Raw genomic sequence first — 18,431 nt, 5'->3', positions numbered from 1 at the left:
GGCCCAGTATTTCACTCGTCGGGAGTTCCCACGACGCGGGAAGACGTGCGAGCGTCGATCGACGGTGACGATTTCGGTCTCGAGTCGGCCGCGGTTGCCGCCGCAATCGACGCCGCTCAGACGACCCCGAGATCGAGTAGGGCAGCGGCGACCAACCCGGCAGCAGCGAGTATCGTTTCGGGGACGACGGGACCGCGGCGAATCCGTTCGCCGTCTCGAGCGTACATCGCGTACACGAACCGGAGTCGCGGCAGTATCGCGAGGAGAACCAGGAGGTAGCGCGGATCGACGTACCCCAGCCCGATCGGAACGACGAGCACCAGCAGTTGCACGAGCGTCCAGGCGAGGACGTAGTGACCGGTTCCGCGAACCCCGAGGACGACCGGAACGGTTCGCACCCCGGCTTTCCGGTCGCCGTCGATATCCCGGAAGTCGCCGACGATCGACGTCGTGAGCGCGATGAGTCCGAAGAACGCGACCATGACGACGTCGAGGACCGCGATCGTTCCCGTCAGACTGCTCGTCATCACGAGCAACAGCGGTCCCGAAAAGAGCGCGACGACGACGTTCTTGAGAACGAATCGCTTTTTGAACCGAAACGGCGGCGTCGAGTACGCGACTCCCGTACACAGGTAAAAGAGTACGACGGCAAGCGGGAGCGGGCCGAGATAGGCGGCCGAAATACCGACGGTCGCCACCAGCGCCGTGCCGAGATAAGCGATAATGACGCGTCTGTACGTCTCGTCCAACACGGGATTGTAACTGTCGTTCAGCCTGTCTTCTTCGACGTCGGTGAAGTAGTTGTACAGATAGACGATTCCGTACGCGAGGACCATAACGACCGCAGCGAGCGTCGCGGTAGTCCAGTCGAACGCGCCGGGGTGAAGCAACGCCCCGGCGACCGCCACCGCGAGGCAGTTTACCGCCGGCCTAATCCGGAGCACGGCCAAGAACGTTCGCAGTTTTGTGCGGACTGTCTGTAGCGTCTCTCCTGGTGCATCCGTCCCCTCTGTCGAAATCATCTAAATCCATTCACATATACGGCACACCGACATTATTTGTATCGGTGACAACCAGTGGCAGAGAGGACCGGCGGACATCTCACATCGAATCGAAATCGTCCTCGAGACCGACCACAACGTGGTTCTGTCACCAAACCGGTCAGCAAACGGCAGCCGTGACGGTCCGGATTTCGGTCGACCGTCGGATGCTGTCGCTCGATCATCCCCGAGAATTAAGTATGTGATTCATGGTAACAAGTATATGAATCCTCGCGAGGAGCAGGCCCTCCGACTGATCGCCGATCGGCAAAACCGGGCGATACTGACGGTTCTCAACGACGCCGCGCAGCCGCTCACCGTGGCCGAGTTGGTCGACCGGCTCGTGACGGCGGAGACCGAGCGCTGTGATTCCGTGGAGACCGAGGCCGACCGGAGGCGAATTCGCATCTCGCTTCACCACAACCGACTCCCGAAACTCGAGGAAGCGGGCCTCGTCGAGTACGACCGCGCGGCGAACGTCGTCTCCTACGAGCGCTATCCAGCGGTGGATACGGAGATCCTGGAACTGGAGATGATCGACGAGTTACTGTCCTATTTCAATACCGGCACCGGGATCTCCGACGACACGATCGGCGTCATCGAAGGCCGGGATGCAGTAATCGAATACGGCCACCACCTCACCGACGCGGCAGAGGACGAACTGTTCCTCATGTACGAGTCCGACGAACTGTTGCGATCCGCGTGTCTCGAGCACGTCGATGCGGCCCTCGAGCGGGACGTCGACGTTGCGCTCGGCTCGAAAAACGCCGAGGTGCTCGAACGAACGCGCGACCGCCTGCCCGACATTACCGTCTGGGAACCGCAACTGGACTGGTGGAACGAGCCGGGAACGTATCCGACGGTCGGACGACTCGTCTTCGCCGACCGGGAGCGAATTATGCTGGCCATTCTGAAGGCGTCTGATCTCGACGGCACGACTACCGAAATGGCAATCGTTGGCGAAGGTCCCGAAAATCCGCTGGTCGTCCTCGTGCGGCAGCTACTCGGCCCGCGACTCGACCATCTCGACTACCAGAGCGAGAATTTCCTGGACAACCTTCCGTTTGAATCGTGACGACTATTCGAGACCTCGGACTTACGTATGACTGAGACACCACGCACGGACGGCGGCAGTACCGACGATTCGACCCCCCGACTGCAGCTTTCGTACACGCTCGAGGACGGCGAAGCACCCAGTACCGGCGTCGTAAAGGCGGCAGCGATCCTGACGGACACGTCGCCGCTCGACCTCGAGCCGCTGTACGACGTGATCGATCCCGACCACTTAGACGGCATGTTTGAATCCCCGGACGGCGGCACCGTCTTCATCGAAACCAGATTCGTCTACTGTGGCTGTACGGTGACCGTGACGCCGGAGACCGTGTACCTCGAGCGGATCCGCGACGACTGTTGATCTGGTGGGCTGCTCGAGCGGGCGACAACAATTCGAGAGATGCAGAAAAGGAGGGTTAGATGTATTAGTAGCCTTCAAATTTTGAGGCTGTTTCTCGATACTTCGAGTACTGGGCTCTCGCCCATGCAATAGCAGCAGAAGTGTCGTTAACGAGTGTTCCTTTCACTCCACCGTCTTCGTACACCGTGATACCAGCGTATGTAGATGTGTCTTGTTCGGTTAGCCAGAGGGCGTATGGAAGTGATTCACCGATAACATATGCATCGACAGTATCAAACTCCATGAGTGCTGCAAAGTCATCCTCATAATTCTGTTCTATGGCTTCAAGAAGGGAAGTTTCGAGAATCAGTTCCAACTCAAATCCGCCCTCTGTGAGTCGCTCGATGAAGTTATCAAAATAGCTGCGCTGGACAACAGGTGCTGTTCCGATCATCCTACTTGCTTCTTCTAATAGTTCCGTGCCGGGTTGATGTGCGATATCTGGAGTTCGAGTTGACGAATACACATCTGCTTCAGCGAGGAACGCTTTATCGAGAGTATCCGCTGGAAGTGTGTTTAACAGCGCGGTATTCGCTTGAATTCGCTCAGTCTCTGCCCGGTACTCACGATGGAATTGAAGTGCTGCCTGTCCCGCCATAGTGAGTTGGAACTCCGTTTCTGCCGGTTGGGTGGGTTCGACACACTTCACATCGAGTAGTTCATCGATTGCTCGATTGATCGTTGAGCGAGAATAATCTAATTCATTTACAAGATCGGGTTTCGTTTTCGGCTCGTCAGAGAGGGCTTCAATAAGCCGGTATCGCTTCGAAAAGATGTCTCGCAACTGTTCAGCCTCTGTACTCACCATATCGTACTGGACCAAGTTGGTGGCTTTAGGTCTGATTATTCTCTTCCGGTACCTGAGAGAATATCCAGATCCTGGTCACTTGGCCAGTGAGTACATTTACATTACACATATCACAACTATCGTGCGGGGTGGACGGAATGGGGGTCCGAAGTTACTGTCAGAAGGAGGGGGTGGCGATATGAGCACGTTTTGGAACTCTGAAACAAGTGCTTCACCGGAAGAAACCACGATCCCGAGGATTACACTCTCGGGAGTTGGGCTTGGAGTAGCTATAACAAGTGCTACTGAGGACCCCAACTCCCACAAAAACGGCTGCAAGGGCGACCAGAATACGTAGTGAGTTCAAATTAATCTAGGAAAATACTACAATAGCCACTATGGAAAATAAAACCCAATCATTCTCAACCGAGGTCCAGTCCGCAGATACAATTTTTGCTCTTCTGAGCAATCAACGCCGACGATACGTCGTTAATGTACTTTCCGAACAAGAGCCCCCGATAGCACTACACGATCTTATCATTTCAGTATCATCATTGGAAGCAGAGACAGAACCCGAGAATATTGCAGCAGAAACGATTGATGAGGTAGCTACTACATTAAACCACGTTCACTTACCGAAATTAGACGACGCTAACATCATCAGCTACAACACGGAGACAAATACTGTTACTTCTGTTCAAACCGAGAAACTCAAACTACTCATGAGTTCCGTTGAGGATGTTCAACGGGTTTACTGTTTGGAAGCATAGGTGCAGTGAACAGATCGCCTGCAGATATGCAGAGGAGCGCCGGCAATTCATGATAGCGCGCGATCGTTCGACGCCCACAGTTTTAATTCGTAATCCACCGATTCCCGTGTCGCCAACTCTGGCCCGGTCAGCCAGGCGTTGCGAAACGATTCACAGAAAGTTGGTCAGTTCAGGCTCAACCCTACGCATGCTTGCGATTATCTCGTACTCCAGAACACAAGCGAAGGAAGCGGGCCGGGCGCGATTTGAACACGCGACCGTCTGATTAAGAGTCAGACGCTCTGCCGGACTGAGCTACCGGCCCTTGCATCTGCGAGTTTTCGCCGGTCGTTAAAATACGTTTCCCTTGAAGACCGGCGTGGCAGGCGCCGACACGTGCCGTACCACGGTCGAAACTACGCAACCGACCGTGACAGTATCGCAACGTAACAATCTTCGGGAGCGTTAAGTGCGGTCGGTCCCACCACACGGGCAATGAGTACGGGGGTTACGATCTCGTCGATCTCTGACTACGCGATCTTGGGCTGCGGGAGCGTCGGCTACGCCGTCGCCGAGGAACTCGTCGAGCAGGGGAAGGACGTCCTCATCATCGACCGCGACGAGAGCCGCGTCGAATCCCTCCGCGACCAAGACTTAGACGCCCGTACCGCCGATATTCGCGAGCCCGAGGCCGCCGACCTCGTCGCCGAGCGCGACGTCGTCCTTATCCTCGCCTCCGACGTCGAGTCGAACAAGCAGGCCGTCGAACACATCCGCGACCAGAACGACGGTCAGTTCGTCGTTGCGCGCGCGAGCGATCCCGTCTCCGGCGACGAACTCGAGGAGCTGGGCGCCGACATCGTCATCAACCCCTCCTCGGTGATCGCCGAGTCCGCCCTGCGTGCGCTGGAATCCGGCGAACTCGAGTACAACGCCGGCAAACTGGCGGACCTGCTCGAGGAGACCTCCACGCGGCTGGCGATCATCACCCAGGACAGTCCGGATCCGGACTCGATCGCGTCGGCGGCGGCGATGCAGGCGATCGCGGACCACCTCGGCGTCGAGTCCGATATCATCTACCTCGGCGACGTGGGACACCAGGAGAATCGGGCGTTCGTCAACCTGCTCGGCATCGACCTCGTGCAGTGGGACGAGATCGAGGACTACTCGGTGTACGACACCGTCGCGATGGTCGATCACGCCACCTCCGACGAGATGGACCTCCCCGTGGACGTCGTGATCGACCACCACGAGCCCGAGAGCGACTACGAACCGGAGTTCGTCGACATCCGGCCGAACATGTCCTCGACGTCGACGATCATGACGAAGTACATCCAGGAGTTCGACATGAACGTCTCCGAGGAGGTCGCCACCGCCCTCCTCTACGGCATCCGCGCGGAGACCCTGGATTTCAAACGCGACACGACCCCCGCCGACCTCACCGCGGCCGCCTACCTCTACCCCTTCGCGAACCACGACACCTTAGAACAGGTCGAATCCCCGTCGATGTCCCCCGAGACGCTGGACGTCCTCGCGGAGGCCATCGCCAACCGCGACGTCCAGGGGAGCCACCTCGTCTCCAATGCCGGCCTCGTCCGCGACCGCGAGGCGCTCACCCAGGCCGCGAGTCACCTCCTCAATCTCGAGGGGGTTACCACCACCGCCGTCTTCGGCATCGCCGACGAGACCATCTTCCTCGCCGGCCGCTCGAAGGACATCCGCATCAACATCGGGAAAGTGCTGGACGACGCCTACGGCGAGATGGGCGAGACGGCCGGTCACTCGACCCAGGCCAGCGCGGAGATTCCGCTGGGCATTTTCACCGGCATCGAGATTTCGGACGATACCCGCGACACGCTGCTCGAGTTGACCGAGGAAGCGGTCAAGCGGACGCTGTTCGACGCGATGGGCGTCGAAGGAACGGAAGGGTCGAACGGCTCCTGAAGGTCCGAAACCAGCCGCGCTCAGTCGTCGTCGATTGCACCGGGCTGTCGGTCCGTGAATCGCGCATTCTGAACCGTCGGCAGCCGCCAGTCGTAGGTCACCGCCACTAACCGCGTCCCGACGGTCACGATCGCACACGCCGCGGCGGCGAGACTGCCGGTCGCGCCGACGGCGGTCGCGATCCAGTACGCACTGCCGCCCAGTACCGCGCAACTCGCGTAGAAATCCTCGAAGAGGATGAACGGCGACCGGTCCAACAGAATATCTGCGAACGCGCCGCCGCCGACCGCGTTGATCGTCGCGATGGTGACGACGCCGAACGCCGAGACGTTCGCCTCGGTCGCGACGATCGCGCCGGTCGTCGCGAAGGCGGCGAGCCCGATTGCGTCAGAAACGAGCGTGATCGGGTGGGTGTCGACCGACGAAAAGACGATGTTCAGTGCGATCGCTAATCCGACACCGAGCAGCCCCAGTGCGATCTCGAGCGGAGACTGCAACGCCAGCGGCACGCGCGTCACGAGGAGGTCCCGCGTCGCGCCGCCGGCGAACGCCATCGTTAGCCCGACGACGGCGATGCCGAACAGGTCGAACTCCTCGCGAATCGCCTTCGTCGAGCCGACGAGAGCGAACGCGACCAGCCCGATCGTGTTCATCGCGGCGAATGGATCGCCGAACAGTACGGTGAGAAGCTCCGAACCCATTAGCGCCGGCTACGTGGACCACTGTCTTGAGGGCACCGCCACGGCACGGAACGGGGCGGGGAACCGGAACAGGACGGAAGACGAGACGAGGAGACGAGACTGGCAACCGCTCGGACACCACCGTCGACTCGAGGAGAGGAGACTGGAGTACCAAATCGACTCGAGAAGCGACCCGGAAATCAGGCCAGCAGCTCGTCTTCTTCCTCGTCGGGTTCGCGGACGCGCTCGACGACGTCGTTGACCAGCACGACGTCGCCGACGGCTCGGACCCACCGATAGGGAACGATGACGCCCTGTCCCGAGCGCGCTTCTTCGGTGAACAGTTCCGAGTTGAGGTTGCCGAGCGCGAGTCCGGTGACCGACTGTCCGTCGATGTTCAGCTGCAGATCTTCGATCTCGCCGACGAAAACGCCGCCGTTCGAGTACACCTCGCGGCCGACGATCGAGGTGATCTCCTGGGGAGTGTCGTCCATCTCTACCATGTCTTGCTCCATGGGGGGCGGACTCTTAATTGTTGGTCAGACGTGGCAGTCTTCCGAGGCGAACAGTCGCGGACGAATACAAAAATCCCTCCGCGTGCTGACAGCTGAGGGCGAGTCAGTTCGACTCGAGCTCCAGGATCGAGTCGACGGCCGCGTGGTCGGTGAGCAGTTCCTGCATGCGCTCGACGGTCTCCTCGTTCTGCGTGCGACCGCTGCGGACGACGTCCTCCGCGCGCTCGACGGTCGTGAGCGTGTCCGTCTGGACCGACAGAACCGGGACGCCCTTCTCGGCGGCCTGGCCGAGGACGGCGCCCGACGGTCGGTGGCCGCCGGTGAGGATCAGACAGCGGACGCCGGGCGCCTCGAGCGCGGCCGTGTGAATTTCGGCGCGGTCCCCGCCGGTGATGACGGCGGCGTTTTTCGTCCGGCGGAAGCGACGCAGGGCGCTGTCGGCGCCCATCGCGCCGACGGAGAACCGCTCGACGAAGGCGTCGTCGCCGTCCTCGACGAGCATCGACGCGCCGAGTTCGCTCGCGAGGTCCTCGACCGTCACGCCCGCGAGCGTCCGGTCGCTCGGCAGCACGCCGAAGACCGGCACGTCCCGGCCCTCGAGGAAGGGAACGACGTCGGTCTCGAGTTGGTCGTAGGCGGCGTCGGGGACGTCGTTGAAGACGACGCCGGCGAAGCGGTCGCCGAACGCGTCGGCGGCCGCGAGGACGTCGTCGACGTCGCCGGGCTGTTTGTAGGGAGCGACGAGCACCACGCGCGCGTCGAGCAGGTCCGCGACGTCGACGTCCGTGAGGTCGACGATGCCGCCGACCTCGTACTCGCCGCCGCCCTCGACGAACATGCGGTCGGTATCCGCCGCGAGCGAATCGAACGCCTCGCCGACGCGCTCGCGGAGTTCCTCGGGATCCTCGCGGCCGCGGATCGCCTGCTCGATGAAGGTCGGCGAGTAGACGACCGGCTCGAGGTCGTGCATCTCAGCCTCGAGGTCGAGCAGTTCGCGCGCGAGCATCGGGTCCTCGTCCAAGGTCTTGCCGACGTTGCTCTCGAGGCGCGTCCCCTTGGGCTTCATGTAGCCGACGCTGTCGCCCTCGGCCCGCGCGAGCCGGGCCAGCGCCAGCGTGATCGCCGTCTTGCCGACGCTCTCCTCGAGCGAACTGACGAGGATCGTGTCCGTCGCGCCGTCAGTCGCCGCGGCGCCGTCGGTGGTCTCGGTGTCCGTGCCGGTCGTGCCGTTGTCGGTATCAGTATCGGTGTCAGTGTCCGGGGTGTCGGTATCAGTCATCGTTGAGTTCCTCCGTGTCCACGGTGAGTCGCAGGTCGATCGCCTGTACGCCGTCGGGGCCCGCCACGAGCGGGTTCACGTCGAGTTCGAGGATCGACGGGAAGTCGGTCACCAGCTGCGAGAGCCGTTGGACCGTCTCGACGATCGCGTCGACGTCGGCCGGTTCGCGGCCGCGAGCGCCGCGCAGCAGCGGCGCCGCCTGGATCTCGTCGATCATGTCGCGCGCTTCGTCCTCGCCGATCGGCGCGACGCGAACCGAGGTGTCCTCGAGAATTTCGACGAAGATGCCGCCGAGCCCGAACAGCAGCAGCGGGCCGAACTGCGGGTCGCGGTTCATGCCCACGATGGTCTCGGTCGATTCGTCGACGTCGAGCATCTCCTGGATCTGGACGCCGATGATCGTCGCGTCGGGCTGGTAGTTGCGCGCCCGGGAGACCAGATCCTCGTAGGCGTCGTAGACGTCCTCGTCGCCGACGCCGACTTTCACCCCGCCGATGTCGGACTTGTGGGTGATGTCGGGGCTGACGATCTTCATCACGACGTCGCCGTCGATCGACTCGGCGACCTCGCGGGCCCGATCCGGATCGTCGACGATGTCGCCCGCCGGCGTCGGGATGCCGTAGGCCTCGAGCAGGTCCATCGACTCGACGCCCAGCCGGTTGTCGTCGCGGTCGGCCGCTCGCTCGAGAATTTCGCGGGCGCGCTCGCGGTCGACGTCGAACTGTGCCGGTTCGTCGACCGTCCGCTCGCGGACGTCGCGGTACCGCGCCAGGCCGTCGAGTCCCGCGACCGCACGCGAGGGGTCGAAGTAGTTCGGGATGCCGAACTCCCGCAGCACCTCCTCGGCCGCGCGGGCCCGGGCGCCGCCCATCAGGCTGGTGACGACGGGTTTCTCGTACTCGTCGCGCTTCTCGATGACCGTCTCGGCGAGGCCGTCGTACTCGAGCACCGCCGTCGGCGCGGCCACGACGACCGCACTGCCGACGTTCGGATCCGCCAGCGCGATCTCTAAGGCCTCGCCGAACCGCTCGACGTCGGCGTCCCCGATGGCGTCGATCGGGTTGTAGACGTTGGCCTCGTCGGGCATCGCCTCGGCGAGTTTATCGATCGTCTCGTCGGTGAAGTCGGCCATCTCGAGGGAGGAGTCGCCGACCGCGTCGGTCGTCAGCACGCCCGGACCGCCGGCGTTGGTGATGACGGCGACGCCGTCCGAATCGGGCTCCGGCAGGCCCGAGAGCGCCCGCGCGTAGTCGAACAGTTCCTGGACCGACTCGGCGCGGATCACGCCCGCCTGCTCGAGGCCGGCCTCGTAGGCGCGTTCGCTCCCCGCAATGGCGCCGGTATGGGAAGAGGCGGCCTGCGCGCCGGCGTCGGTGCGGCCCGACTTCACGAGGACGATCGGCGTGTCGTCGGTTACCTCCCGGGCCGTCCGGACGAAGCCCTGTCCGTCGTCGATGTCCTCGAGGTAGCCGATGATGACGTCCGTCTCGGGGTCGTCGCCCCACTCCTCGACGAAGTCGGTCTCGTCGAGGACGGACTTGTTGCCCACGGAGACGACGTCCTTGAAGCCGATCCCCTCCTCGTTGGCCCAGTCGAGAACGGCGGTGATGAACGCGCCCGACTGGCTCATAAAGGAGATCGACCCCTCGCGGGCGTTCTCCGGGCCGAAGGTGGCGTTCATGCCGATCGGCGTCGACATGACGCCCAGGCTGTTCGGCCCGACGACGTTCAGGTCGTACTCGGCGGCGATCTCGCGGAGTTCGCGCTCGCGTTTGGCTCCTTCGCCGCCGGTCTCGGAGAACCCGGCCGTGATGACCACGACGTTTTTCGTCCCCGCCTCGCCGAGTTCCCGAACCGTTTCGAGCACCACCGGCGGCGGGACGACGACGACCCCCAGATCGATCGGTGGCGCGCTCGCTACGTCTTCGTAACACTCGAGCCCGAGTACCTCGTCGCGTTTGGGATTGACCGGGACGATCTCGCCCTCGAAATCCGACTGCAAGTTCTCGAGGATCGCCCGACCGACTGCACCCTCGCGGTCGGTGGCACCAACCACGCCCACGGTCTCGGGTCTGAAGAGTTCGGATAACCGTCCCATCGGTCGAGGGTTCACTCCGGACGGAGTTAAACCCCGTTCTCATTCCCGCCGCGCAGGCACAGAATCTTCCTGATAAATACACTGAGATGCCTGTTTTCGACAGACTTCGGATGTGGTTGAATAGCACCCAACTCGGCGGATCGAGTCAGCGCCGACTTCGTTCGTGTCGGTGCGGCCCACTCGATTACCGTCGGCGCTAACAGTGCTCGAAACCGGCTGCTCGAGGAGTCAGTGCATCGAAATCGCGGTCGCCGATCGATCCGAGAGGAAGATCGCACTCAAGTAAAACAGGATGGCGACCACGATGATCGAGCCGCCCGAGGGCAGGTCCAGCCCGAGTGCGAGCGCGAAGCCGCCGAGTACCGCGCACTGACCGAACAGGATCGAACAGTACAGCGTCTCGCGGAAGCTGCGGGCGAGCTGGGAGGCCGTCGCGACGGGAATCACGAGCATTCCGGCGACGAGGATCACGCCCAGCACTTGCATCGCGCCGACGACGACGACCGCGGTCATCACGATCAGCAGGGTGTTGTACCAGCGGACGTTGAGGCGGGCGACGCGGGCCGCCTGCTCGTCGAACGTGATGAAGAGCAGTTGCTTGTAGGTCGCGGCGACGACGGCGACGACGGCGACGCTGAGAATCGCCATCATGCGCGCGCCGTCAGCCGTGACGACCGAGAGGTTTCCGAAGAGGTACCCCTCGATGTCGATCGCGATCGACATGGACGAACGGCCCCAGCTGATCAACAGCGTGCCGACGGCGAAACTGCCGGTCAGCATGATCGCGATCGGCACGTCGCCGAACGCCGTCGTGTGCTCGGTGAGCCACTGGACTGCGAGCGCGCCGAGGACGCCGACGACGAGCGCGATCCACAGCAGCGAGCCGTTCCAGCCGGTTAGCCCGATGAAGATGAGGCCGACCGCGACGCCCGCGAAGGCGGTGTGGGCGAGCGTCTCTCCGATCAGCGCCATCTGCCGGTGGACGAGGTAGGTGCCGACCAGCGGCGCGACGATGCCGATGCAGACGCCCGTCGCGATCTGGCGCCACATGAACGCGTGCTGGAAGACGTTCGTCCCCAGGTAGTAGTCGAGCCACATCCCGGCGATGAGGAACTGCTCGAACAGGAGCGCGGCCGGCGAGAGGACGTGTCGAAGCCAGTCGAGCGCCACGAACCCGACCATCGCGGCCGCGAGGGCCGCGACGAGGCCGAGTCCCGCGAGTTCGATTCCGCGGCGCGGCTCGAGCGATCGGATGGAGCTGCTGTTTGACTGCGCGTGTGGCTCTCCGTCCATCGTTCCCGTCGTGCGTTCGTCCCTGCTCATCGTCAGTGGTGGTGATGGACGACCGTTCCCGTCGCCCCGTAAGCCTCGCTCAAGGCGTCGCTCTCGACGAACGACTCCGTGTCCCCGTGGTGGTACAGTTCCGTGTTGATACAGGCGATGCGATCCGCCCGGTCCGTGACGACCCCGATGTCGTGCTCGATCAGGATGATCGTGATCCCCTCGTTATTGAGCGACTCGAGCAACTGGTAGAACGCGTCCCGCGACTCGGCGTCGACCCCGACCGTCGGCTCGTCTAACGCGAGCAGATCGGCCTCGGAGGCTAAGGCTCGCGCGATGTAGGCGCGCTGGCGCTGGCCGCCCGAGAGCTGGTTGAGTTGTTGGTCCGCGAGGTCGGTAATGCCGACCGTCTCGAGCGCCTCATCGGCGATAGCCCGATCCTCGTCGGTCAGCCGGGAGTGGCCGACGTGGGCGAACCGGCCCATCCGAACGCACTCCCGAACGGTGACGGGCATGGTACCGCCGCCGCTCGTGGCCTGCTGGGAGACGTAGCCGATGCGTTCGCCCTGCTCGAACTCCTCGACCGGCTGGCCGAACAGTTCGACCGAGCCGCTGTCGGGACTAAGCAGCCCGAGCATGATCCGCAGCAGGGTCGTCTTGCCGGAGCCGTTGGGGCCGATCAAGCCGAGGAAGTCACCCGCCTCGACGGTCAGGCTCACGTCGTCGACGGCGGGTTGCTCGCCGTAGGCGAACGAGACGTGCTCCAAGTCCACGACCGGGGCCGGGGCCGGGTCCGCGTTCGCAGTCACTGTTGTCTCACCCACCTCTCAGGGACGCTGGTACTTCGGTCTTCCACTTCCGCCGCGGCGTCACCGCTCGAGTGACGCCGGCTCCACTCACGGGTACAGCCGCGTTGCAGTTGCCGGTTCATTCCGTCACTCCTAGCGCTGCTCGGAGCGCCGGCAGGTTCAGTTCCGTCATCTGCTCGAGCCAGCCCCAGTCGCGGTCGTTCCACTCGGCGGTGGTCCCCGCCAGCGGGCTGATCGGCTCGGCCGACTCGGCGTGGCTGTTCTCGAGGAGGTGCGTGACCTCCTGGGGCAGATCGTCGCTGCCGGTCGCCTCGAACGGGTCGTACAGGATCGTCTCGATCTCGTGCTCGTCGATGAGGGCGATCGTGTCCGCGAGCTGTCCCGTGGTGATCTCCGCGTTGGGCGAGACGTCGACCGGCGTGTGCAACTCGAAGCCGTAGCGCTCCTCGAGGTAGCGGAACGAGTCGTGCCCGGCGAGGACGCCGACGTCGCGGTCGGCCTCGGCGACGAGCGACTCGAGTTGGTCGTCGACGTCCGCGAGCTGCTGTGCGTACGCGTCCGCGTTCTCTCTGTAGGTGTCTTCGTTGTCGGGATCGGCTTCGGCGAGTCCGTCCGCGATCGTCCCGACGATGTCCTGCGCGAGTACGGGGTCGACCCAGACGTGGGGGTCGTAGAACTCCGCGCCGCCGTCATCGTGGGTATGGTCGTGGTCGTCGCTGTGGTCGTGTCCGTCCTCGTGATCGTCGGTACTCTCGCTGTCGTGATCGTGGTTGTGTTCGTCCTCGTCCGAATGACCGTCGTGGTCGTGTTCGTCGTGGTTTTCGGTACTCTCGTTGGTATCGTGGTCGTGCTCGTCGTCGTGTTCGTCTTCACTCCCGTGGTCGTGATCGTGTGATCCGTCGAACGCCAGCAACTGGTCCTCGAGTCCGGCCATCCCGTCGATCAGCGTGACGTGATCGTAATCGGTCTCGAGTTGCGAGGCCACGTCCTGCGCCCAGGTGAACTCGGGCGAGTCGAGATAGACGAAGACTTCCGAGTCCGCGATATCGGCGGTGAGATCGCCCTGGGGCTCCCAGCCGTGGCCGATCTGGCCCGTCTCGACCGGGTTTTCGATCGAGAGCTGATCGCCGGCAACGTGCTCGCTCCAGTCCGCGAGGGCGAAAAATGCCGCGTAGCCCCCCTCGGGACCGGATCCGGCATCGGGTTCGCTCAGACAGCCGGCGAGGCCGGCGAGCGACGAGAGCGCGAGCGACCCGGCACCGGCCCGCAGCACCGAACGACGTGACAAGTTCATACGAGGGAGTACGGGCTCGAGCATAAAAGGGTTGTTATCCTACGCGCCGTTGTTAATAACTCGTGGCAGCTAAGACAGGTATGTTAGTAACTGGAAGCAGTAATCGGCCGATGGCGAAAAGACACGGTCCAGTGTACGGCGATCACGACCGCGAGCGCGAGCACGACAGCCTCACTCGCGCTCGATAACACCGATTCGAAGCGTCCGAACCCGGGCCAGCCCGCCGCGGAGCCGCCGTTTCCACTCGGGTTCCTGTCGTCGTTCCTCCTCGAGTTCCCGGCGGAGTCGCTCGTTTTCGCTCTCGAGGTCGCGGTTCGTCGCCTCGAGAGTATCGACACGCGACTCGAGTTCGTCGACCCGGTCCTCGAGCCGGTAGCGCCGGCTGCGCTGGGCCGCGAGGTCGTGTTGCAGTTGGTCGCGCTCGCGGACGACGGTCTCGAGTTGCCCGGTCAGATGCTCGCGTTCTCGCTGGACATCGTCGATCATCGGCGGCCGTTTCGATTCGGGGATCGTTTCGAACTCGTCGACTGCGTCCGTCTCGTCTGTGTCTTCGTCCGCATCTGCTTCGGGCTCGAGTCGACCTGCGCTGACCGCGTTGACGACGCCGCCGAGCAGCAGGATGAGCCCGCCGAAGTAGAGCCACGTGAGCAAGAGGAGGATAGCGCCGAGCGGGCCCGCGCTCTCCGAACTCCCCGCGAAGGAGACGTAGACCTGGAACAGCGACTGGAGGGCCGTCCAGCCGACGGCGGCGACGGCGGCGCCCGGCAGCACCTCGCGAGCGGTGACGTCGGCGTCGGGGAAGTAGTAGTACATCGGGAGGAAGGCGACGGTGAGGACGCCGACGAGTAGGAGCGGCTGGAGCACGCTGATGAACGGAATCGTCGGGAAGAACGCGAGGACGATGCTCGCCGCGACCGCCGCGAGCAACGCGCCGCCGAGCGCGCCGAAGACGATCAGTCCGTCGCGGAGCTGATCGATAAGCGAGCTCTCGGCCGTCGTCTCGTAGATTTCGGAGAAGGCCGTATCCAGCCCGCGGAAGATCTTCAGCGCCCCCCATAACAGCACGACGAGGCCGATAATCGACGAGCCTGCCGACGCGGGCGAATCCTCGATCGCGTTCTCGATGATCAGTTGGCCGCTGTCGGGGAGAAAGCCCTCCGTCGCGGCGGTGACTTCGGTGGCGAACTGGTCGCCGCCGACGATCGTAACGAGGAAGAAGACGAGCACCAGCAGCGGCAGCAGCGAGATAAACGCCTGATAGGCGATACTCGCGGCCATGAACGTGACGTTTTTCTGTTGAAAGCCGGCGGCGACCGTCTTGCCGAACGAGACGGATCGCCTGATATCGGGAGCCATAGAAGACGAACGGCCGTGAGCGACGTAGGACATTGGCTTGCATGTTCGCCGTACGTTTTTTTCGGCTGGGGACGCGTCATCCCCGCTACTCGTCGATCAGCGATACAGCGATCGGACCGCGATACCAGTCAGTAGACCGGCGAGGATTAGGCACACCGAAAACATAATCGCCGTATATCGTAATAGATCTTTGCGAAGGCAGAATAATTGTTTTTGACTGGATAAACTTTAAGTGGCTCGCGGGCCATGTATTGCATACGATGAGCACCCAGAAGACCGTCCGTCAGTCCGCCGATACCGTCGAGGAGAACAAACTCCGCCTCGAGCAGGAGAAAGCCGAGCAGATCGTCGACGCGCTGAACACGGAGTTGTCGAACGCGTACGTGCTGTACCACCAGCTCAAGAAGCACCACTGGGTCGTCGAAGGCGCCGAGTTCCTGCCGCTGCACGAGTTCCTCGAGGAGGCCTACGAACACGTCGAGGAGGGCGCCGACGAGATCGCCGAGCGCGCCCAGGCGCTGGGCGGCGTCCCCGTTTCCGGCCCGACGAACCTCGAGGACCGCGCCACCGTCGAGTTCGAGGGTGAGGACGTCTACGACGTCCGCACGATGTTCGAGAACGACCTCGAGATGTACGGCGACATCATCGAGTCGATGCGCGACAGCATCGAACTCGCCGAGAACCTCGGCGACCACGCGACCGCCGAAATGCTGCGCGAGATCCTCGTCGACCTCGAGGAGGACGGCCACCACTTCGAGCACTACCTCGAGGACGACACGCTGGTCCTCGAGGAGGCGACGAAGTAAGGCCGGCTTCGGGCGGAATCACGGCGGGCAGCGTCTAGCGGCGGCAGACTGCCTCGTTTTTACCAGGACACGCAGTCGACGGAAGCAGTGACGAGTGCGAGAAGCGGAGAAACGCGGTTGTGTGCCGATACGGTGGGCGGCGGCTGGTTCGGCCGCTATCCTGATCGCGGTCCGATCGAGAACCCGTTGTAACCGTTGCGATCGAATCCAAACGGGCCGTTCAGGGCTCGAGATCGACGGTTAGATCGGTCGCGATCCAGCCGTCGGAGTTGTCGCGTTCGGTAAAGACGACTTTGCCGGGGCGGGTCTCGTGACTGGTCACGACCGCCGCCGGCTCCTCGGGTTCTTCGGTCTCGGGTTCCTGCCTGCGAGCGGGTACGTCCATCACGCTGAGTTAGGTGAGCCTAATTCTAAAAAGGTTTTGGTCGGCCTAAGTTCTCTGGAATTGTGAGGTTCGCCCCCGCTGCGTCCTCTCGTGACCCAGCAGGAGTACGAAAGCCATCTCAGGGCTCGAGACGCCTGATTCGAGGGCCACTTCCAGCAGCCACTTCCTCGAATCGAGACCTGATGGCTGACTTTCAATCCGCTCGAGGTCGTCCTATCACATATGGAGTTCGACGTGATTCAAGGAGACATCGCCGCACAGTCCGCTGACGCGCTCGTCAACGCCGCGGGTACGAGTCTCCGAATGGGCTCGGGCGTCGCCGGCGCGCTCCGTCGCGGTGCTGGCGAGGAGATCAACGAGGAAGCGATGGCGAAGGGACCCGTCGATCTCGGCGAGGTCGGCGTGACCGACGCCTACGAACTGCACGCTGACTACGTCATCCACGCCGCCGCGATGCCCCACTACGGTGACGGCCAGGCGACCGCAGAGAGCATCCGCGACGCCGCGCGGAACTCCTTGGAGAAAGCCGACGAACTCGGCTGCCGATCGATCGTTCTGCCGGCGCTCGGTTGTGGCGTCGCCGGATTCGACCTCGCCGACGGCGCTGCGATCATCGGCGAGGAGATTGCGAACTACGAGCCCGACGTGCTCGAGGACGTCGAGTTCATCGCGTATAGCGACGAGGAGTACGATACGATCCGCGCCGCGACGGGGAAAGCCGAGCAGTCCGAGCTGTCCGAGGAGGGCGAGTCGGATCGGTAGCTCGGTAGCGACGCGACGCCGGCGATGCGCTCGAGCGTTAGGACAGCGAGAGCCCGCGAATCTCGACCGAATTGCCGTCCTCGACACGGCCGATAATCCGTCCGTCGGTCTCCGCGACGAGGTCGTCCGCCTGATCTTCCGGCAGCGAGACGACGAAGCCGGTTCCCATGTTGAACGTTCGGTGCATCTCCTCGTCGGTCACGTCACCCTCGTCCTGGACGAACTCGAAGATCGGCTGGGCCGGCAGCGGGTCGTCGATCACGTACTCGCGCTCGCCCATCCGCAGCAGATTCGTCCAGCCGCCGCCCGTGACGTGGGCCGCCGCGCGAACGTCGTACTCGTGCATCGGCTCGAGCAGGTCGGTGTAGATCCGGGTCGGGCACAGCAGTTCCTCGCCGATGGTCCGCTCGGGATCGAGGGGGAACTCGTCCGTGTACTCGTACTCGCGCGTGACCGCCTCGCGAGCGAGCGTGAGTCCGTTCGAGTGGATGCCGTTCGAGGGGAACCCGACCAGCGCGTCGCCGACCGCGGCCTCGCCCTCGAGTACCTCGTCCTTCCCGGCCAGCCCGGCGCAGGTGCCCGCGAGGTCGAACCCCTTTACGACCTCGGGCATGACCGCCGTCTCGCCGCCGAGCATCGTCAGATCGGCCCGCTCGAGGCCGACGGCGAGCCCTTCGCCGATCTCGTTCGTCAGGTTCTCGTCGGGCTCGTCGATCGCGAGGTAGTCGACGAAGGCGACGGGCTCGACGCCCGCGGCCACGAGGTCGTTGACGTTCATCGCGATGCAGTCGATGCCGATCGTGGAGTAGTCCTCGATCGCTTCGGCGACGAGCAGTTTCGTGCCGACGCCGTCCGTGGCGAGTGCCAGATAGCGATCGCCGATGTCGATCAAGCCGGCGTACTCCGTCCGAAGGTCGCTGCCGAAGGCCTCGAGCAGGGCCGCGGTCGCGTCCTCGCTGGCTTCGATGTCGACGCCGGTCTCGGCGTAGGTAAGTCGGTCCTCGTCCGCCTCCGCGCTCCCGTCGTCCGCTGGGTCGGTCATGTGTGAACGACCTCTCGGGGTGAGCAAAAGATCACCGGTCCCCGGTCCGGCGAGCGGCGATTCGACGCCGCTCTGTCGGGACCCGCGACTCGAGTTCCACAGCCCCTGCAGCTACCGACGGCTACCGAGCCCTGGGGAGCGGCAAATACGG

Annotated in this window: 18 protein-coding genes and 1 tRNA gene; 6 read left to right on the top strand and 13 right to left on the bottom strand. The window is 63.3% G+C overall.

All coding sequences use genetic code 11. The features are described 5' to 3' along the window. Positions 1-116: 116 nt before the first annotated feature. Complete coding sequence (locus ATJ93_RS00920; RefSeq protein WP_120242771.1) at positions 117-1,022, bottom strand: UbiA family prenyltransferase; 906 nt, start codon at positions 1,020-1,022, stop codon at positions 117-119. A gap of 241 nt (positions 1,023-1,263) precedes the next feature. On the opposite strand from ATJ93_RS00920, the gene ATJ93_RS00915 reads away from it, so the two are divergent. Together ATJ93_RS00915 and ATJ93_RS00910 are read left to right on the top strand one after the other, a co-directional pair. Further along, positions 1,264-2,115, top strand: coding sequence for a DUF7344 domain-containing protein (locus ATJ93_RS00915; RefSeq protein WP_120242770.1), 852 nt, complete (start codon positions 1,264-1,266; stop codon positions 2,113-2,115). Positions 2,116-2,142: 27 nt separating this feature from the next. Beyond that, positions 2,143-2,454 (top strand): HalOD1 output domain-containing protein, encoded by a 312-nt coding sequence (locus ATJ93_RS00910; protein ID WP_120242769.1) that lies wholly within the window; start codon positions 2,143-2,145, stop codon positions 2,452-2,454. Between the two features lie 64 nt (positions 2,455-2,518). Here ATJ93_RS00910 and ATJ93_RS00905 read toward each other — a convergent pair whose 3' ends face one another. After that, positions 2,519-3,301, bottom strand: coding sequence for a helix-turn-helix transcriptional regulator (locus ATJ93_RS00905; protein WP_120242768.1), 783 nt, complete (start codon positions 3,299-3,301; stop codon positions 2,519-2,521). A 377-nt stretch (positions 3,302-3,678) separates the two neighbouring features. Between ATJ93_RS00905 and ATJ93_RS23210 the strand changes: the two genes are divergently transcribed. Next, complete coding sequence (locus ATJ93_RS23210; RefSeq protein WP_147376610.1) at positions 3,679-4,050, top strand: DUF7344 domain-containing protein; 372 nt, start codon at positions 3,679-3,681, stop codon at positions 4,048-4,050. 230 nt (positions 4,051-4,280) lie between these two features. On the opposite strand, the gene ATJ93_RS00900 is transcribed toward ATJ93_RS23210, so the two are convergent. Beyond that, positions 4,281-4,354, bottom strand: a tRNA-Lys gene (locus ATJ93_RS00900). A 170-nt stretch (positions 4,355-4,524) separates the two neighbouring features. Here ATJ93_RS00900 and ATJ93_RS00895 point away from each other — a divergent pair. Further along, complete coding sequence (locus ATJ93_RS00895; RefSeq protein WP_120242767.1) at positions 4,525-5,973, top strand: DHH family phosphoesterase; 1,449 nt, start codon at positions 4,525-4,527, stop codon at positions 5,971-5,973. 20 nt (positions 5,974-5,993) lie between these two features. Here the strand turns inward: ATJ93_RS00895 and ATJ93_RS00890 are convergent, their stop codons facing one another. The 8 genes from ATJ93_RS00890 to ATJ93_RS00855 form a co-directional block, all read right to left on the bottom strand. After that, complete coding sequence (locus tag ATJ93_RS00890) at positions 5,994-6,674, bottom strand: trimeric intracellular cation channel family protein (protein WP_120242766.1); 681 nt, start codon at positions 6,672-6,674, stop codon at positions 5,994-5,996. Positions 6,675-6,853: 179 nt separating this feature from the next. Continuing rightward, positions 6,854-7,147, bottom strand: coding sequence for a PRC-barrel domain-containing protein (locus tag ATJ93_RS00885; protein WP_120243876.1), 294 nt, complete (start codon positions 7,145-7,147; stop codon positions 6,854-6,856). 124 nt (positions 7,148-7,271) lie between these two features. Further along, positions 7,272-8,447 (bottom strand): phosphotransacetylase family protein, encoded by a 1,176-nt coding sequence (locus ATJ93_RS00880; RefSeq protein ID WP_120242765.1) that lies wholly within the window; start codon positions 8,445-8,447, stop codon positions 7,272-7,274. Next, complete coding sequence (locus ATJ93_RS00875) at positions 8,440-10,545, bottom strand: acetate--CoA ligase family protein (RefSeq protein ID WP_120242764.1); 2,106 nt, start codon at positions 10,543-10,545, stop codon at positions 8,440-8,442. Before ATJ93_RS00875 ends, ATJ93_RS00880 begins: the two co-directional genes overlap by 8 nt. A gap of 228 nt (positions 10,546-10,773) precedes the next feature. After that, positions 10,774-11,838 (bottom strand): metal ABC transporter permease, encoded by a 1,065-nt coding sequence (locus ATJ93_RS00870; protein WP_245977518.1) that lies wholly within the window; start codon positions 11,836-11,838, stop codon positions 10,774-10,776. A gap of 32 nt (positions 11,839-11,870) precedes the next feature. Beyond that, positions 11,871-12,635 carry a metal ABC transporter ATP-binding protein gene (locus tag ATJ93_RS00865; RefSeq protein ID WP_120242762.1) on the bottom strand — a complete coding sequence of 255 codons (765 nt, stop codon included), beginning with the start codon at positions 12,633-12,635 and terminating at the stop codon, positions 11,871-11,873. A gap of 118 nt (positions 12,636-12,753) precedes the next feature. Next, complete coding sequence (locus tag ATJ93_RS00860) at positions 12,754-13,929, bottom strand: metal ABC transporter substrate-binding protein (protein ID WP_120242761.1); 1,176 nt, start codon at positions 13,927-13,929, stop codon at positions 12,754-12,756. Between the two features lie 171 nt (positions 13,930-14,100). Continuing rightward, complete coding sequence (locus ATJ93_RS00855; RefSeq protein ID WP_120242760.1) at positions 14,101-15,285, bottom strand: YhjD/YihY/BrkB family envelope integrity protein; 1,185 nt, start codon at positions 15,283-15,285, stop codon at positions 14,101-14,103. Between the two features lie 260 nt (positions 15,286-15,545). Here ATJ93_RS00855 and dpsA point away from each other — a divergent pair, with 260 nt between their 5' ends. Then, positions 15,546-16,091, top strand: a complete 546-nt coding sequence (gene dpsA, locus ATJ93_RS00850) for a DNA starvation/stationary phase protection protein DpsA (protein ID WP_120242759.1) — start codon at positions 15,546-15,548, stop codon at positions 16,089-16,091. A 220-nt stretch (positions 16,092-16,311) separates the two neighbouring features. Here dpsA and ATJ93_RS23410 read toward each other — a convergent pair whose 3' ends face one another. Next, positions 16,312-16,476 carry a DUF7331 family protein gene (locus ATJ93_RS23410; protein ID WP_170155493.1) on the bottom strand — a complete coding sequence of 55 codons (165 nt, stop codon included), beginning with the start codon at positions 16,474-16,476 and terminating at the stop codon, positions 16,312-16,314. A 222-nt stretch (positions 16,477-16,698) separates the two neighbouring features. Between ATJ93_RS23410 and ATJ93_RS00845 the strand changes: the two genes are divergently transcribed. Further along, on the top strand, positions 16,699-17,238 hold the full coding sequence (locus ATJ93_RS00845; protein WP_120242758.1) for a macro domain-containing protein: 540 nt from the start codon (positions 16,699-16,701) through the stop codon (positions 17,236-17,238). Positions 17,239-17,275: 37 nt separating this feature from the next. On the opposite strand, the gene purM is transcribed toward ATJ93_RS00845, so the two are convergent. Next, the gene (gene purM / locus ATJ93_RS00840) at positions 17,276-18,280 is read right to left on the bottom strand and encodes a phosphoribosylformylglycinamidine cyclo-ligase (protein ID WP_120242757.1); all 1,005 of its coding nucleotides are present in this window, start codon (positions 18,278-18,280) and stop codon (positions 17,276-17,278) included. Positions 18,281-18,431: the final 151 nt, after the last annotated feature.

It is taken from the genome of Halopiger aswanensis, from assembly GCF_003610195.1.
GTDB lineage: Archaea > Halobacteriota > Halobacteria > Halobacteriales > Natrialbaceae > Halopiger > Halopiger aswanensis.
The sequence above is the reverse complement of the archived record's forward strand: the minus strand, read 5'-3'. Positions and strand labels throughout refer to the sequence as shown.

Bases quoted from the DNA above. Each gene is read 5' to 3' on its own strand.
- ATJ93_RS00920 (WP_120242771.1), bottom strand. From the start codon at position 1,022: ATGATTTCGACAGAGGGGACGGATGCACCAGGAGAGACGCTACAGACA.
- ATJ93_RS00915 (WP_120242770.1), top strand. From the start codon at position 1,264: ATGAATCCTCGCGAGGAGCAGGCCCTCCGACTGATCGCCGATCGGCAA.
- ATJ93_RS00910 (WP_120242769.1), top strand. From the start codon at position 2,143: ATGACTGAGACACCACGCACGGACGGCGGCAGTACCGACGATTCGACC.
- ATJ93_RS00905 (WP_120242768.1), bottom strand. From the start codon at position 3,301: ATGGTGAGTACAGAGGCTGAACAGTTGCGAGACATCTTTTCGAAGCGA.
- ATJ93_RS23210 (WP_147376610.1), top strand. From the start codon at position 3,679: ATGGAAAATAAAACCCAATCATTCTCAACCGAGGTCCAGTCCGCAGAT.
- ATJ93_RS00895 (WP_120242767.1), top strand. From the start codon at position 4,525: ATGAGTACGGGGGTTACGATCTCGTCGATCTCTGACTACGCGATCTTG.
- ATJ93_RS00890 (WP_120242766.1), bottom strand. From the start codon at position 6,674: ATGGGTTCGGAGCTTCTCACCGTACTGTTCGGCGATCCATTCGCCGCG.
- ATJ93_RS00885 (WP_120243876.1), bottom strand. From the start codon at position 7,147: ATGGACGACACTCCCCAGGAGATCACCTCGATCGTCGGCCGCGAGGTG.
- ATJ93_RS00880 (WP_120242765.1), bottom strand. From the start codon at position 8,447: ATGACTGATACCGACACCCCGGACACTGACACCGATACTGATACCGAC.
- ATJ93_RS00875 (WP_120242764.1), bottom strand. From the start codon at position 10,545: ATGGGACGGTTATCCGAACTCTTCAGACCCGAGACCGTGGGCGTGGTT.
- ATJ93_RS00870 (WP_245977518.1), bottom strand. From the start codon at position 11,838: ATGGACGGAGAGCCACACGCGCAGTCAAACAGCAGCTCCATCCGATCG.
- ATJ93_RS00860 (WP_120242761.1), bottom strand. From the start codon at position 13,929: ATGAACTTGTCACGTCGTTCGGTGCTGCGGGCCGGTGCCGGGTCGCTC.
- ATJ93_RS00855 (WP_120242760.1), bottom strand. From the start codon at position 15,285: ATGGCTCCCGATATCAGGCGATCCGTCTCGTTCGGCAAGACGGTCGCC.
- dpsA (WP_120242759.1), top strand. From the start codon at position 15,546: ATGAGCACCCAGAAGACCGTCCGTCAGTCCGCCGATACCGTCGAGGAG.
- ATJ93_RS23410 (WP_170155493.1), bottom strand. From the start codon at position 16,476: ATGGACGTACCCGCTCGCAGGCAGGAACCCGAGACCGAAGAACCCGAG.
- ATJ93_RS00845 (WP_120242758.1), top strand. From the start codon at position 16,699: ATGGAGTTCGACGTGATTCAAGGAGACATCGCCGCACAGTCCGCTGAC.
- purM (WP_120242757.1), bottom strand. From the start codon at position 18,280: ATGACCGACCCAGCGGACGACGGGAGCGCGGAGGCGGACGAGGACCGA.